Source organism: Brenneria uluponensis (assembly GCF_032395385.1).
Taxonomy (GTDB): domain Bacteria; phylum Pseudomonadota; class Gammaproteobacteria; order Enterobacterales; family Enterobacteriaceae; genus Prodigiosinella; species Prodigiosinella aquatilis.
Genome location: NZ_CP135917.1, coordinates 214,505 through 228,595, shown reverse-complemented (window position 1 = coordinate 228,595; position 14,091 = coordinate 214,505). Strand labels below are relative to the sequence as shown.

The window sequence follows — 14,091 nt, the reverse complement described above, 5'->3', positions numbered from 1 at the left end:
AATAAAAAACGCCACGACCCGCGTGGCGTTTTCTCATACCAGAGCATTTTTACGAACGCTTCATCATGTCGAAGAACTCATCATTGGTTTTCGTCATTGCCAGCTTATTAATCAGGAACTCCATCGCATCAGTTTCACCCATAGGATGAATGATTTTGCGCAGAATCCACATTTTCTGTAGCTCTTCAGATGTGGTTAACAACTCTTCCTTACGTGTACCGGAACGGTTGTAGTCAATCGCGGGGAACACACGTTTTTCTGCGATCTTACGAGAGAGATGCAGTTCCATGTTGCCAGTACCTTTAAACTCTTCGTAGATCACTTCATCCATTTTGGAGCCGGTGTCGATTAACGCCGTGGCAATAATCGTCAGACTGCCACCTTCTTCAACGTTACGTGCAGCGCCAAAGAAACGTTTAGGGCGATGTAAAGCGTTAGCATCCACACCGCCGGTTAATACTTTACCCGACGATGGTACGACGGTGTTATAGGCGCGCGCCAGACGAGTAATGGAGTCCAGCAGAATAATGACATCTTTTTTGTGCTCGACAAGACGCTTGGCTTTCTCGATCACCATCTCTGCAACTTGCACATGGCGGGAAGCCGGTTCATCAAAGGTAGAAGCTATCACCTCTCCTTTAACCAAACGCTGCATCTCTGTGACTTCTTCCGGACGTTCGTCAATCAGCAACACCATCAGCACGCAATCAGGATGGTTATACGCAATATTCTGCGCAATATTCTGCAACAACATGGTCTTCCCGGCTTTCGGCGGAGCCACAATCAGTCCACGCTGACCACGGCCAATCGGCGCAGCCAGATCCAGCACACGGGCAGTCAAATCTTCAGTAGAACCGTTACCACGTTCCATACGCAGGCGCGAATTAGCATGCAGCGGAGTCAGGTTCTCAAACAGAATCTTACTGCGCGCATTTTCAGGTTTGTCATAGTTAACTTCGTTAACTTTCAACAAGGCAAAATAACGTTCGCCCTCTTTCGGCGGGCGAATTTTACCAGAGATAGTATCACCAGTACGAAGGTTGAACCGGCGGATTTGACTGGGAGAAACATAGATATCATCAGGACCGGCGAGGTAGGAGCTGTCAGCAGAGCGGAGGAAACCGAAACCATCCTGCAATATTTCCAGCACACCGTCACCAAAAATATCTTCACCACTTTTGGCATGCTGCTTAAGTATGGCGAAAATAATATCCTGTTTACGCATACGAGCCAGGTTTTCCAGCCCCATATTTTCGCCGAGAGTAATTAACTCAGAAACTGGCGTATTCTTTAATTCGGTAAGATTCATAATGGTGGGTTCTTTAACTCGGGGTAAATCTCGAACTATTAATGTGAATGGTATGGCAGGATCATCCGTGCCTCTATAAACAGCCTTCAATCGCCGAATGCCAGCATCTTTTCGAGCTGAAGTCACGCGGACTTTGCACATACACACGGCAAGAGATCGAAGACACCTTAAAACCAATTAATTTAAAACTGTTAGATTGCCCAAATCGGATAAACAGACATTCGTTAATCAATGACTTTCCGATTTTGACACAGAATAATGCTTTAGATTTTAACTCTCAGGTTTAAGCCTAGAGGCTCAAACATAGGTAAGTACGATATGCAGTATTGATGAATCTAGCACGCTTCCCGGTGGGCGTCCAGCGGTCAATATGAGAAATTCTTACTGTCCACTGCCGCCCAGGGTATTGCGGATATAACAAATTACAAATTAGCGTTCAGGAACTCTTTTAACTGGCCTTTAGACAAAGCCCCTACTTTTGTTGCTGCCACTTCACCGTTCTTGAACAACAGTAAGGTGGGAATACCACGAATGCCATATTTCGGCGCAGTAGCTGGATTTTCATCAATGTTCAGTTTAGTGACCGTTAATTTACCCGCGTACTCTTCAGCAATTTCATTCAGTATAGGGGCAATCATTTTACAAGGACCACACCACTCAGCCCAGAAATCAACCAGTGTTACGCCCTCAGCCTGCAATACTTCCGTATCGAAACTACCATCAGTCAGGTGAACAATTTTATCACTCATGTTTTACTCCGCAGGATTATGTCTACCTAGTTGGTGTAGCATTAACCAACCATGAGGTTGACTTTATTTCACTGGATACGCTTTCGTAAAGCAATAGTTAACTGATATTCTACCACACTATGAGCAAAACATACTTAACTGAACAGAAGTTTTCCGACTTCGCACTGCACCCGATGGTTATCGAAGCACTTGAAAGTAAAGGGTTTCATAACTGCACACCCATCCAGGCTTTGGCTCTGCCATTGACCTTGTCAGGGCGTGATGTAGCGGGACAAGCGCAAACCGGTACGGGCAAGACGCTGGCTTTTTTAGCGTCTACTTTCCATTATCTGCTTTCTCACCCCGCCTCAGCTGAACGTCAGACCAACCAGCCACGGGCTTTGATTATGGCCCCCACACGTGAACTGGCGGTACAAATCCATTCCGATGCGGAAGCACTTGCGCGCATTACCGGATTGAAATTAGGCCTGGCCTATGGTGGCGATGGTTATGACAAACAACTGAAAGTGCTAGAAAACGGGGTAGATATCCTGGTCGGCACTACGGGCCGCCTGATCGATTATGCCAAGCAGAACCATATCAGCCTGGGCGCGATTCAGGTTATCGTACTGGATGAGGCTGATCGTATGTACGATCTGGGCTTCATCAAAGATATCCGCTGGCTGTTCCGCCGGATGCCACCCGTAAATCAGCGTTTAAACATGCTGTTCTCCGCCACGCTATCCTATCGCGTGCGCGAATTAGCGTTTGAGCAGATGAACAATGCGGAATACATAGAAATCGAACCGGAGCAAAAAACCGGTTATCGCATTACAGAAGAGCTATTTTATCCTTCTAACGAAGAAAAAATGCGGTTGTTACAGACACTGATTGAGGAAGAGTGGCCTGATCGCTGTATTATTTTTTCCAATACCAAACACCGTTGTGAAGACATCTGGGGTCACCTCGCTGCCGACGGGCATCGCGTCGGGTTGCTAACCGGAGATGTGGCACAGAAAAAACGACTGCGTATCCTGGATGATTTCACCCATGGCAATTTGGATATTCTGGTCGCCACCGATGTTGCTGCCCGTGGCCTGCATATCCCCGCCGTTACCCACGTATTCAACTATGATCTGCCGGATGACTGTGAAGACTATGTCCACCGCATTGGTCGTACAGGTCGCGCTGGTGCCAGTGGTTACTCAATAAGCCTGGCTTGCGAAGAATACGCACTGAATCTTACTGCTATTGAAAGCTATATTGGACACCATATTCCTGTCAGCAAGTATGACAGTGATGCATTATTGACCGACTTACCCGCACCGAAGCGGCTGACTCGTCCGCGTTCCAATAGCGGCCCTCGTCGGCACAATTCACCGCGTCGTAGCGGAGCCGGAGCACCACGTAACAACCGTAAACGAGCGAGCTGATTCGCCGATGCCAAGTTCTTCTTCGCTTTATGCGGCTATTGATTTAGGTTCCAACAGCTTTCACATGTTGGTGGTGCGTGAAGTCGCTGGCAGTGTGCAGACAATGTCTCGCATTAAACGTAAAGTTAGGCTGGCAACAGGACTGGACGCACAAAACTGCCTATCACTGGAAGCAATGCAACGTGGCTGGGCATGTTTGAAACTGTTCTCAGAACGCCTGCAGGATATTCCGCCCGAACAGGTGCGGGTAGTGGCTACAGCGACCTTAAGGCTTGCCGTCAACGCTGACGAGTTTTTGCAGCAGGCCCGACATATCCTGGGACTACCTATTCAGGTTATCAGTGGCGAAGAAGAAGCCAGGCTGATTTATCAAGGTGTTGCCCATACGACTGGCGGGCCGGAACAGCGGCTGGTTGTTGATATCGGCGGTGGTAGTACCGAACTGGCGACCGGCACGGGTTCTCGCACCACTCAGCTATTCAGTCTGCCGATGGGTTGCGTTACCTGGCTTGAACGCTACTTCGGCGATCGTAATCTCGGTTCAGATAATTTTGCACATGCCGAACAGGCAGCAAGAGTGATGCTGCATCCGATAAAAGATGTCTTACGACAACAAGGCTGGCAAATCTGTGTCGGCGCTTCAGGCACGGTTCAGGCGCTACAGGAAATCATGGTGGCCCAGGGTATGGATGAGTACATTACCCTGGACAAGCTCCAGCAGTTGAAACAACGCGCTATTCAATGCAACAAACTTGAAGAACTGGAAATTGAAGGGCTGACGCTGGAACGCGCCCTGGTTTTCCCCAGCGGTCTTTCCATCTTGTTGGCCATTTTTCAGGAACTAGAGATCAGCACCATGACGCTGGCCGGAGGTGCACTGCGCGAAGGACTCGTCTACGGTATGCTGCATTTCCCCATCGATCAGGACATTCGCCACCGGACCTTGCATAATCTGCAACGCCGTTATTTGCTGGACGCCGAACAGGCTAAGCGCGTCAGTCTGCTGGCAGATAGTTTCGCACAACAGGTGGCTCTTGACTGGCAGTTGGATAATCGATGTCGGGAGTTACTGCAAAGCGCCTGCCTGGTGCATGAAATTGGACTTAGTATCGACTTTCGCCAGGCACCGCAACACGCCGCTTATCTGGTTAGCCATAGTGATTTGCCCGGCTTCACCCCGGCCCAAAAGAAGTTACTGGCTACTTTACTGAATAATCAAAGTAACCCACTGGATCCCATACCGTTAACCCAACAGAATGCATTGCCAGTGTTGCAGGCACAACGGCTTTGCCGTCTGTTACGACTGGCAATTATTTTCGCCAGTCGGCGCCGTGACGATACATTACCGCACGTCAGTCTGCGAGTGGAAGGAGAGGCACTGCGGGTTATCCTACCGGCAGGATGGCTATCCCAACACCCGTTGCGGGCAGAAACATTGGAGCAGGAACGGTTATGGCAAAGCTATGTCCACTGGACGTTGATCGTGGAAGAAAATCCCGCCTGAGATAACCACAGGTAGCGATATGTGATCTCTGCTGATTGCTGATAACACTCGGTGATAATATTCGGACCGATAAAGATTTCCCCATAAGCCCACACCGCACTATTTCTGGTGCGGTCACACCACATCGCCGCTCATTATCATGATTCTGGTTTATCAACATTCTCAAGAATCATTACCGCTTTTCTGATTTATACACACCGATTTGTGATCCCGCACCGAGTAAGAGTAAAAGCAGTAGATGTATTTTACAAAACATTATTCTTATTAACGTGAAATCATGTTTTATATCCGTCATATTTCAAGTTGCAGATGCGTTGGCTACGTTTACTCACCCGAATCACTTACCTGAGTCAACTCATCGAGATGTTTCTGCTTGCCATCTTTCCGTAATTTAAGATCTATTGGATATATAAAAATAACCGGATGCAAAAAACTGCTTTAGCTGATTAATGATAAGGAACGAACGAGGATGAACAAGCATCTTTTCTCCCTTCCTGGAACTTGCAGGATATCCGTCATGTCGCTTCTGTTAGCGACAACCATCATGGCTACAACGTCATTCGCGGCCGTTCCCTCCCCGCAAGCGCCACAACAACTGCAGGTACCCACTCTAGCTTATGACGACCACAGTATCGTACTGGTTTGGGATGCACCCGAAGATACATCGGCTATTGTCGACTACCAAATTTACCAGAATGGCCGATTGATTGGGCTGGCCAGCCAGAATAGCGATAAGCACTCTCCCGCCAAACCCTATATCAATGCATTTTACGCCAACGATAAAACCCATTTTCATCATAAAATTGTAATACAAAACGCAAAGATTGAGGGTCTGAAGGCTGACACCCAATACCGGTTTACCGTTCGAGCTGTCTATAATAATGGCTCTACATCAAACGATAGTAACGTAGTCATCGCCAAGACGACCACTGTTCCGCCGATAGTTAATATCACCCAATATGGTGCAAAAGCAGACGGGAAAACCATCAATACTACGGCTATCCAGAAAGCCATTAATGCCTGCCCGCCTGGCTGCCGGCTTGATGTTCCCGCTGGGGTATTTAAAACTGGCGCACTGTGGCTGAAAAGCGATATGACGCTAAATCTGATGGCCGGAGCCACACTGTTAGGCTCGGATAACCCATCCGACTACCCTGACGCCTACCAGCTTTACAGTTATTCATCTCAGAAACGTCCGGCATCACTGATCAACGCAATTGACAAGGACAGCGCCAAACCCGGCACCTTCAAAAACATCAGAATTGTCGGTCAGGGCGTAATTGACGGAAATGGCTGGAAATTCGCCACCCCCGGGGAAATCAAAGATGAAGCAGGGAATATGTTGCCGCAGTATATGAAAGGCAACAACATCACCGTCGAACAGGACGGTATTCTGGCCATGAATCAAGTGAAGAGAGCGATAGAAAGCGGTATCAGCGCCAAAATCGCGTATAGCCAGTATCGTTCCAGCCTGATAACCCTAAGAGGCGTAGAAAACGTCTATTTGTCAGGTATTACCATCCGCAACCCGGCGTTCCACGGCATCATGTTCATGGAAAATCGTAACGTAGTGGTCAATGGCGTCACACACCAGACATACAACATTAACAACGGCGACGGTATCGAATTTGGCAATAGTCAGAACATGATGGTGTTTAACAGCGTGTTTGATACCGGGGACGACAGCGTCAACTTCGCGGCGGGTATGGGAGCAAAAGCGCAACATCAAGAACCGACCCAACATGCCTGGATATTCAACAACTACTTCCGTCATGGGCATGGTGCGGTGGTGATGGGGAGCCATACTGGCGCCTGGATTGAAGATATTCTGGCGGAAAACAATATCATGAATATGACAGATATTGGTTTGCGTGCGAAAAGCGCCACAGCCATCGGCGGCGGTGCCCGTAACGTGACATTCCGCAATAACGCCATGAAAAACCTCTCCAAACAGGCTGTGATAGTGACGCTGAATTACAGTGACACAAATGGCACCATTGACTATGAACCAGCGGCCACACCGGCACATTTCTACAATTTCACGGTGAAAAACGTGACGGTTCAGAACTCCACCGGTAACAAGCCAGCCATTGAAATTGCTGGTGACAGTAAACACGGCGTTTGGCACAGCCAGTTGAATTTCAGTGATATGAAACTGGACAAAGTGATGCCGACGTCCATTAGTGATCTTAAAGACAGCCACTTCAATCGTCTGGTCTTCACCAACCTGTTGAGCGGCAGCACACCGTGGAAGTTCGGAACGGTGAAAAATGTCAGCGTAGACGGCAAAATCGTTACACACTGATAGTGCTTCGTCGCAAGAAAAAACCCGGGTGGCAGTTAGTGCTGCCCGGTTTCACGTCCAGGAGGGATATTTATGGATGCACATGCCCGTCAGGATCCGCTTTTTTCCCTGGCTTTCGCCAACTGTGCTCGTAAATTTTCCAGATGATTCTGCCCTTTCTGCATCCTCTCCTGCGGGCTTACCACTTTGCGTTCCGTTTCCCAGATAACATCATCCTGTGGAAGTTCCAGTAGGAAACGACTTGGATCCGGACGAACCAGCTCGCCGTACTGACGACGTTCCCGACACAAGGTAAATGTCAGTTCCCGTTGAGCACGGGTGATACCGACATAAGCGAGGCGCCGCTCCTCATCCACATTGTCTTCATCGATACTGGTCTGATGTGGTAACAATCCTTCTTCCATACCGACCAAAAACACATAAGGGAACTCCAATCCTTTTGACGCATGTAATGTCATCAACTGAACCTGATCCAAGTCTTCCTCATTTTCAGCGCGTTCCATCATATCCCGTAACGTAAAACGGGTGACAACCTGAGTTAACGTCATCGGCTCATCCAGATCGTCGCCTTTCAGCATTTCCGTCATCCAGCTAAATAATTGGTTAATGTTTTTCATGCGCATTTCAGCGGCTTTCGGGCTAGGAGACGTTTCATGCAACCAGCTCTCGTAACCCAGGCCATGAATCAGGTCACGCACTGCCATTACGGGCTCTTGTTCTGCCAAACGGGCGATCTCCGCCATCCACTGGGTAAAACGCTGTAGCGATTCCAAACCACGACCGGTCAACACTTGGCTCAACCCGAAATCAAAGCTGGCGCTGAACAGACTGCGATTACGCTGATTCGCCCACTCCCCCAACTTTTGCAGCGTCGCCGGCCCTATTTCCCGCTTCGGCGTATTTACAATGCGTAAAAAGGCGCTGTCATCATCCGGATTGGTCAATACTCGCAGATAGGCCAGCAAATCCTTGATTTCCGGACGAGAGAAAAAGGACGTTCCACCGGAAATCTTGTAAGGAATGCGGTTTTGCATCAGCATCTTCTCGAATAGACGTGACTGATGGTTGCCGCGATACAAAACCGCATAATCGCCGTACTGGGTTTTGTTGATAAAATGATGGGCAATCAACTCCCCAACGACCCGCTCTGCTTCATGATCCTCGTTATTGGCCGTGATGATTTTCAGTTCGCTGCCGTAGCCCAGCTCGGAATACAGTCGTTTATCAAACACATGAGGATTATTGGCGATAAGAATATTTGCCGCTTTCAGAATACGACCGGATGAACGGTAATTCTGCTCCAGCTTGATAACCTGTAATTGTGGAAAATCCGTCTGTAACAACACCAGATTCTGTGGCCGCGCCCCGCGCCATGAGTAAATCGACTGGTCATCATCCCCCACCACGGTAAACCGCGCCCGGCTTCCCACCAGCAATTTCACCAGCTCATACTGGCTGGTGTTGGTGTCCTGATACTCATCCACCAACAGGTAACGCAGGCGGTTCTGCCAACGCTCACGGACGTCTTCATTACGCTTGAACAACAAGGTAGGTAGCAGGATCAGGTCGTCAAAATCCAGGACGTTGCAGGCGCGCAGATGATCGGTATACAACCGGTAGCAATGGGCAAATAGCTTATCCCGCTCGGAACTGGCCCGCGCCATCGCCAGAACAGGGTCAACAAGATCGTTTTTCCAGTTGGAAATGGTGGAAATCAACTGCTGTAACAGCGTTTTATCATTCTCCAGCCAGGTTTCCGTCAGCTCTTTCAGCAACGCCATCTGGTCCTGATCGTCAAATAACGAAAAATTGGACTTCATTTCCAGCGCACTGTATTCCCGTTTGATGATTTCCAGCCCCAGTGTATGGAATGTGGAAATCATCAGACCACGGGCTTCTTTGCGTCCCAATGTCTGCGCGACACGCGCTTTCATTTCCCGAGCCGCTTTGTTGGTAAAGGTCACGGCAGCGATATGTCGCGCTTGATAGCCACACACCCGTATCAAATGCGCTATCTTTTGAGTAATAACGCGCGTTTTGCCAGAACCCGCCCCGGCCAGCACCAAGCAAGGGCCGGTAACGAATTCAACAGCATGTTGTTGGCTGGGGTTTAAACGCATGGTTCATCTTGCTCACTGATCAAACGAAAGGCGATTGTAGCAAAAGTCAGGGCAGTCTTGTTCGGCTGATTCTGGTGTTGTAATGCGCTCCGCATTTCCATTTTATGACCGTGCAATGTTACATTGCGCGCCAGTTTTTCTATCAAAAGGTACTCAACATGGCACATACAGCAGCAGCGTTGCATATTCTGGTCGATACGGAACAACAGGCAAACGACATTCTGGATCAGTTGGAAAAAGGAGCAGATTTTCAGCAGATGGCACAGAAATTCTCAACCTGCCCGTCCAAACGTAACGGCGGTGATCTGGGCGAATTCCGCCAAGGCGACATGGTTCCGGCATTTGATAAAGCTGTATTTTCCGGTGAACTACTCAAACCATTCGGCCCGGTAAAAACCCAGTTCGGCTATCACATCATCAAAGTGTTGTATCGGAATTAAAGGGGAATAACCGGCTGTCGCCCCTGTTACCAGGAAGACAGCCGATAAACCCGTGTTATCCAATCGTCATCAGGCTGGCATTCCCACCCGCTGCCGCTGTATTCACACTCAAGGCGCGTTCATACACAAGCCGTTCCAGCAGAATGTTGGTTTCACCCTGGGCCAGCCCCTGCACCGAAACAATTGCCCCTTCCCGCTGGGCAATCTGTTCGCCCAATACCCGCAATTGATCCGCATCGCCGTGATAGATCACGGCGTCGAAGGCAATATCTCCAGACTGCCAGTCAACACTCTGTTGAATACGTTCCTGCACTATCACGGGTAAACGGCGATACAGTTCGCGCAATGATGGTGTGTCGCGCCACAGAACCTGGCTTCCCACCGCCAGTACGGCGGCCAGTTGCAACAGTACATCGTCATCATTATCTGCCAGACACAGCACCCGCTCACGGGGCTGCAACGCATAAGTATTACGTTCGCCCGTCGGCCCGGACAACAACCGCACGGTTCCGCCCAATCCCAATGCGGCATAACGCTGACAACACTGCGCCAAATGACGATAATTTTCCGCTATCGTCCAGGCTTCCAGCACCTGATGTGCTGTTAATAAGGCGTCTCGGTGAGTGGCGTCAATCGGTTGTTCGCTATCCTGTCGCATCAGTCCTTGCATCACCGCGTCATCAGGGCGTTGTGACAGCAGCCGGTATAGATACAGCGGCCCCCCGGCCTTTGGTCCCGTGCCGGAAAGTCCCTCGCCACCAAACGGTTGTACACCAACCACCGCGCCCACCATATTGCGGTTAACGTAGAGATTACCGACTTTTGCTGTGGCCGTTACCCGAGCAATAGTTTCATCAATACGGGTATGCAACCCCAACGTCAGGCCGTAACCGGCCGCATTTATCTGGTTGATAAGCTGGTCCAGATCCTGGCGTTGATAACGTACAACATGCAAAACCGGACCAAACACTTCTTTTTTCAGCTCATCAAAACTGTCCAGTTCAATCAGCGTCGGTGGGATAAAATGTCCTCGGGCCCATTCATGTTCATCCTGGGAGTGGGAGTACACCGCCTGAAAGACTTTACGCCCCTTGGCGCGCATCGCCTGAATATGGCGCTCAATACCCTGTTTCGCGTCCGCGTCAATCAACGGCCCAATGTCAGTCGACAGGCGTTCCGTGTTACCCATCCGGCATTGCGCCATTGCGCCACGCAGCATCTGTAACGTGTGTTCCGCCACATCCTCCTGCACACACAGGATCCTGAGCGCGGAACAACGTTGCCCGGCACTATCAAATGCAGAGGCGATGACATCGGTTACTACCTGCTCCGTCAACGCGGAAGAGTCAACAATCATCGCATTCAGTCCGCCGGTTTCAGCAATCAACGGTGTTGGCCTTCCCTGTGGGTCAAGACGGCCAGCCAGGCTGCGCTGTAGGATTGCCGCCACTTCGGTTGAACCGGTAAACATCACACCACGTACCCGGCTGTCGTTGACCAACGCCGCACCAACCGCCTCTCCCGCCCCCGGAAGCAGTTGCAGGACGCCAGTCGGGATACCCGCCTCCAGCAGTATTCGTACTGCTTGTGCCGCAATCAGCGGTGTTTGCTCCGCCGGTTTTGCCAGCACACTGTTACCTGCCGCCAGCGCGGCAGACACCTGTCCGGTAAAGATTGCCAGGGGGAAGTTCCATGGGCTGATGCACACTACCGGCCCCAATGGACGGTGGGTATCATTAGCAAAGTCAGTTTTTACCTGCCCGGCGTAATAACGCAGGAAGTCCACCGCTTCACGCACTTCGGCAATCGCATTGGCAAAGGTTTTACCAGCTTCACGTACCAGTAATCCCAACAAATGCTGGAGCTGACTCTCCATAATATCAGCGGCACGCGCCAGAATCGCGGCACGCTCAACGGCCGGGGTGGCAAACCAGATAGCCCCGGCATTAACAGCAGCGCTCAGCGCTCGTTCAATTTCCACATCCTGCGCCTCCCGCACATAGCCCACAATGTCTCGAGGTTCCGCCGGATTCAATACCGCCTGCGCCTCTCCGGTTTCGATTTCACCGTCAATCACAGGATCGGCATGCCATAACTGAGTAGCGCTGGTCAGTAAGGCACTGGACAGCGATGCAAGACGATGCTCATTGGAAAGGTCCAGTCCACTGGAGTTGATACGTTGATCACCATAAAGCGAGCGGGGCAACGGAATGCGCGGATGTGGAACGCCGACGCCACCTTCCTTCACCGCCAACGCGTCAACCTCGCTGACCGGATCGGCGACCAATCTTTCCAACGGCAGTGTATTGTCCGCGATACGGTTCACAAATGAGGTATTAGCGCCATTCTCCAACAGACGTCGCACCAGATACGCCAACAAGGTTTCATGCGTCCCTACTGGCGCGTAAATTCTGCATGGTCGATTCAGCTTGCCATCGGCAACCTTACCTACCACCTGCTCATACAGCGGTTCCCCCATGCCATGCAGGCACTGGAACTCATACTGCCCTGGATAGTAGTTATTACCCGCCAGATGATAAATGGCACTCAATGTGTGCGCATTATGCGTCGCAAACTGTGGATAAATCAGATTCGGTACAGCAAGCAGTTTACGGGCGCAAGCCAGATAGGAAACATCGGTATACACCTTACGGGTATAAACCGGATAGCCTTCCAGACCGTCCATCTGGGCGAGTTTGATTTCACTGTCCCAGTAGGCGCCTTTGACCAGACGGACCATCAGACGGCGGCGGCTGCGTTGCGCCAGATCCACCAGCGCATCAATCACCAACGGACAGCGTTTCTGATAAGCCTGAATCACAAAACCGATGCCATTCCAACCGGCGAGTTGAGGTTCAAAACAGAGGCGCTCCAGCAAATCGAGGGATATTTCCAGCCGGTCTGCCTCTTCCGCGTCAATATTAATGCCGATGTCGTACTGACGAGCCAGCAACGTTAACGATAGCAGTCGAGGATACAACTCCTCCATCACTCGCTCATGCTGCGCCCGGCAGTAACGAGGATGCAGAGCAGACAGTTTGATGGAAATGCCGGGCCCTTCATAAATCCCGCGCCCATTGGAAGCTTTACCAATCGCATGAATCGCCTGCTGATAGGACAACAGATACGCCTCAGCGTCTTCCGCCGTCAGAGCGGCTTCACCGAGCATATCGTAAGAATAGCGGAAACCTTGCGCTTCCAATTTTCTGGCGTTCGCCAACGCTTCGGCGATGGTTTCACCCGTCACGAACTGCTCACCCATCAGTCGCATGGCCATATCAACGCCTTTGCGAACCAGTGGTTCACCGCTTTTACTGATAATCCGATTCAGAGAGCCGGATAATCTGGTTTCATTATGTGTTGCCACCAGCTTGCCGGTGAACAGTAATCCCCAGGTAGCTGCATTCACGAACAGTGACGAACTGTGCCCCACATGAGACTGCCAGTTACCGGTACTGATTTTGTCGCGGATCAGAGCGTCACGGGTTGGCTTATCGGGAATTCGCAGCAGCGCTTCCGCCAAACACATCAACGCCACACCTTCTTGCGAAGAAAGGGAGAATTCCTGTAGCAGACTCTGGATCATACCAGAACGCCCGTTCGTACGTTTTTGTGTCCGTAATTTTTCGGCAATCCGATACGCCATTTGATACGTAGATTGCGCGAGATCAGCAGTTAATCTCGCCTGTTCCAGTAACATCGACACCATTTCACCTTCAGGCCGACGGTACACGGAAGTAATAGCAGCGCGAGCTACCGATTGAGGTAAGACCTGTTCGGCAAAATCCAAAAATGGCGGATGGGTTTCTTCTTCCTGAGATTTCGGCATAATCTCTTGCGTTTCAGCATGACTGGACAGGGCTAGTAACGGGATTTCGGGCATGTCAGCGCCGCTTTCGAGGCGTTCGAGATAGGTAAAAATGGCCTGCTTAATAAGCCAGTGCGGCGTGCGATCAATACGCTGTGCCGCCGCTTTAAGTCGATCACGCGTTGACTCATCGAGTTTCACGCCCATCGTGGTAGAACCCATATCCACTCCTGTGGTGAAGAAATAGATGTTGGAAAGATTGTCACTATCATACATGTTGCAACTTTGTGCAACCTTGTTAATAAAACAATCTTGCTCATTTTATCAACCTGTTAATCTGGCTGGTTTTTGCTGACACTGATATGCATAACCGATGATGGAATTAGCTGTAACACCGTAGATTGTCGGATTTTTTTCATAATCCTGGCATGTTTCCTGTAATTT

At 50.3% G+C, this 14,091-nt stretch carries 8 protein-coding genes; 4 read left to right on the top strand and 4 right to left on the bottom strand.

The genetic code is table 11. The annotated features are described in order from the left end of the window. Positions 1-49 precede the first annotated feature (49 nt). Entirely contained in the window at positions 50-1,309 is a 1,260-nt protein-coding gene (rho, locus tag RS889_RS01095; protein WP_037380347.1) for a transcription termination factor Rho, read from the bottom strand. A gap of 422 nt (positions 1,310-1,731) precedes the next feature. Then, complete coding sequence (gene trxA, locus RS889_RS01090) at positions 1,732-2,058, bottom strand: thioredoxin TrxA (RefSeq protein WP_021013525.1); 327 nt, start codon at positions 2,056-2,058, stop codon at positions 1,732-1,734. 119 nt (positions 2,059-2,177) lie between these two features. Between trxA and rhlB the strand changes: the two genes are divergently transcribed. The 3 genes from rhlB to RS889_RS01075 all read left to right on the top strand — a co-directional run bounded on the left by rhlB (position 2,178) and on the right by RS889_RS01075 (position 7,279). Beyond that, entirely contained in the window at positions 2,178-3,470 is a 1,293-nt protein-coding gene (rhlB, locus tag RS889_RS01085) for an ATP-dependent RNA helicase RhlB (protein ID WP_021013526.1), read from the top strand. Between the two features lie 7 nt (positions 3,471-3,477). After that, positions 3,478-4,974 carry a guanosine-5'-triphosphate,3'-diphosphate diphosphatase gene (gppA, locus tag RS889_RS01080; protein ID WP_315709039.1) on the top strand — a complete coding sequence of 499 codons (1,497 nt, stop codon included), beginning with the start codon at positions 3,478-3,480 and terminating at the stop codon, positions 4,972-4,974. 517 nt (positions 4,975-5,491) lie between these two features. After that, positions 5,492-7,279 (top strand): glycosyl hydrolase family 28 protein, encoded by a 1,788-nt coding sequence (locus RS889_RS01075; RefSeq protein ID WP_315709038.1) that lies wholly within the window; start codon positions 5,492-5,494, stop codon positions 7,277-7,279. 89 nt (positions 7,280-7,368) lie between these two features. Here RS889_RS01075 and rep read toward each other — a convergent pair whose 3' ends face one another. Beyond that, positions 7,369-9,399, bottom strand: a complete 2,031-nt coding sequence (rep, locus tag RS889_RS01070; protein ID WP_315709037.1) for a DNA helicase Rep — start codon at positions 9,397-9,399, stop codon at positions 7,369-7,371. Positions 9,400-9,557: 158 nt separating this feature from the next. On the opposite strand from rep, the gene ppiC reads away from it, so the two are divergent. Next, positions 9,558-9,839, top strand: coding sequence for a peptidylprolyl isomerase PpiC (ppiC, locus tag RS889_RS01065; protein ID WP_037380398.1), 282 nt, complete (start codon positions 9,558-9,560; stop codon positions 9,837-9,839). 55 nt (positions 9,840-9,894) lie between these two features. On the opposite strand, the gene putA is transcribed toward ppiC, so the two are convergent. Further along, positions 9,895-13,869, bottom strand: a complete 3,975-nt coding sequence (gene putA / locus RS889_RS01060) for a trifunctional transcriptional regulator/proline dehydrogenase/L-glutamate gamma-semialdehyde dehydrogenase (RefSeq protein WP_315710866.1) — start codon at positions 13,867-13,869, stop codon at positions 9,895-9,897. Positions 13,870-14,091 lie beyond the last annotated feature (222 nt).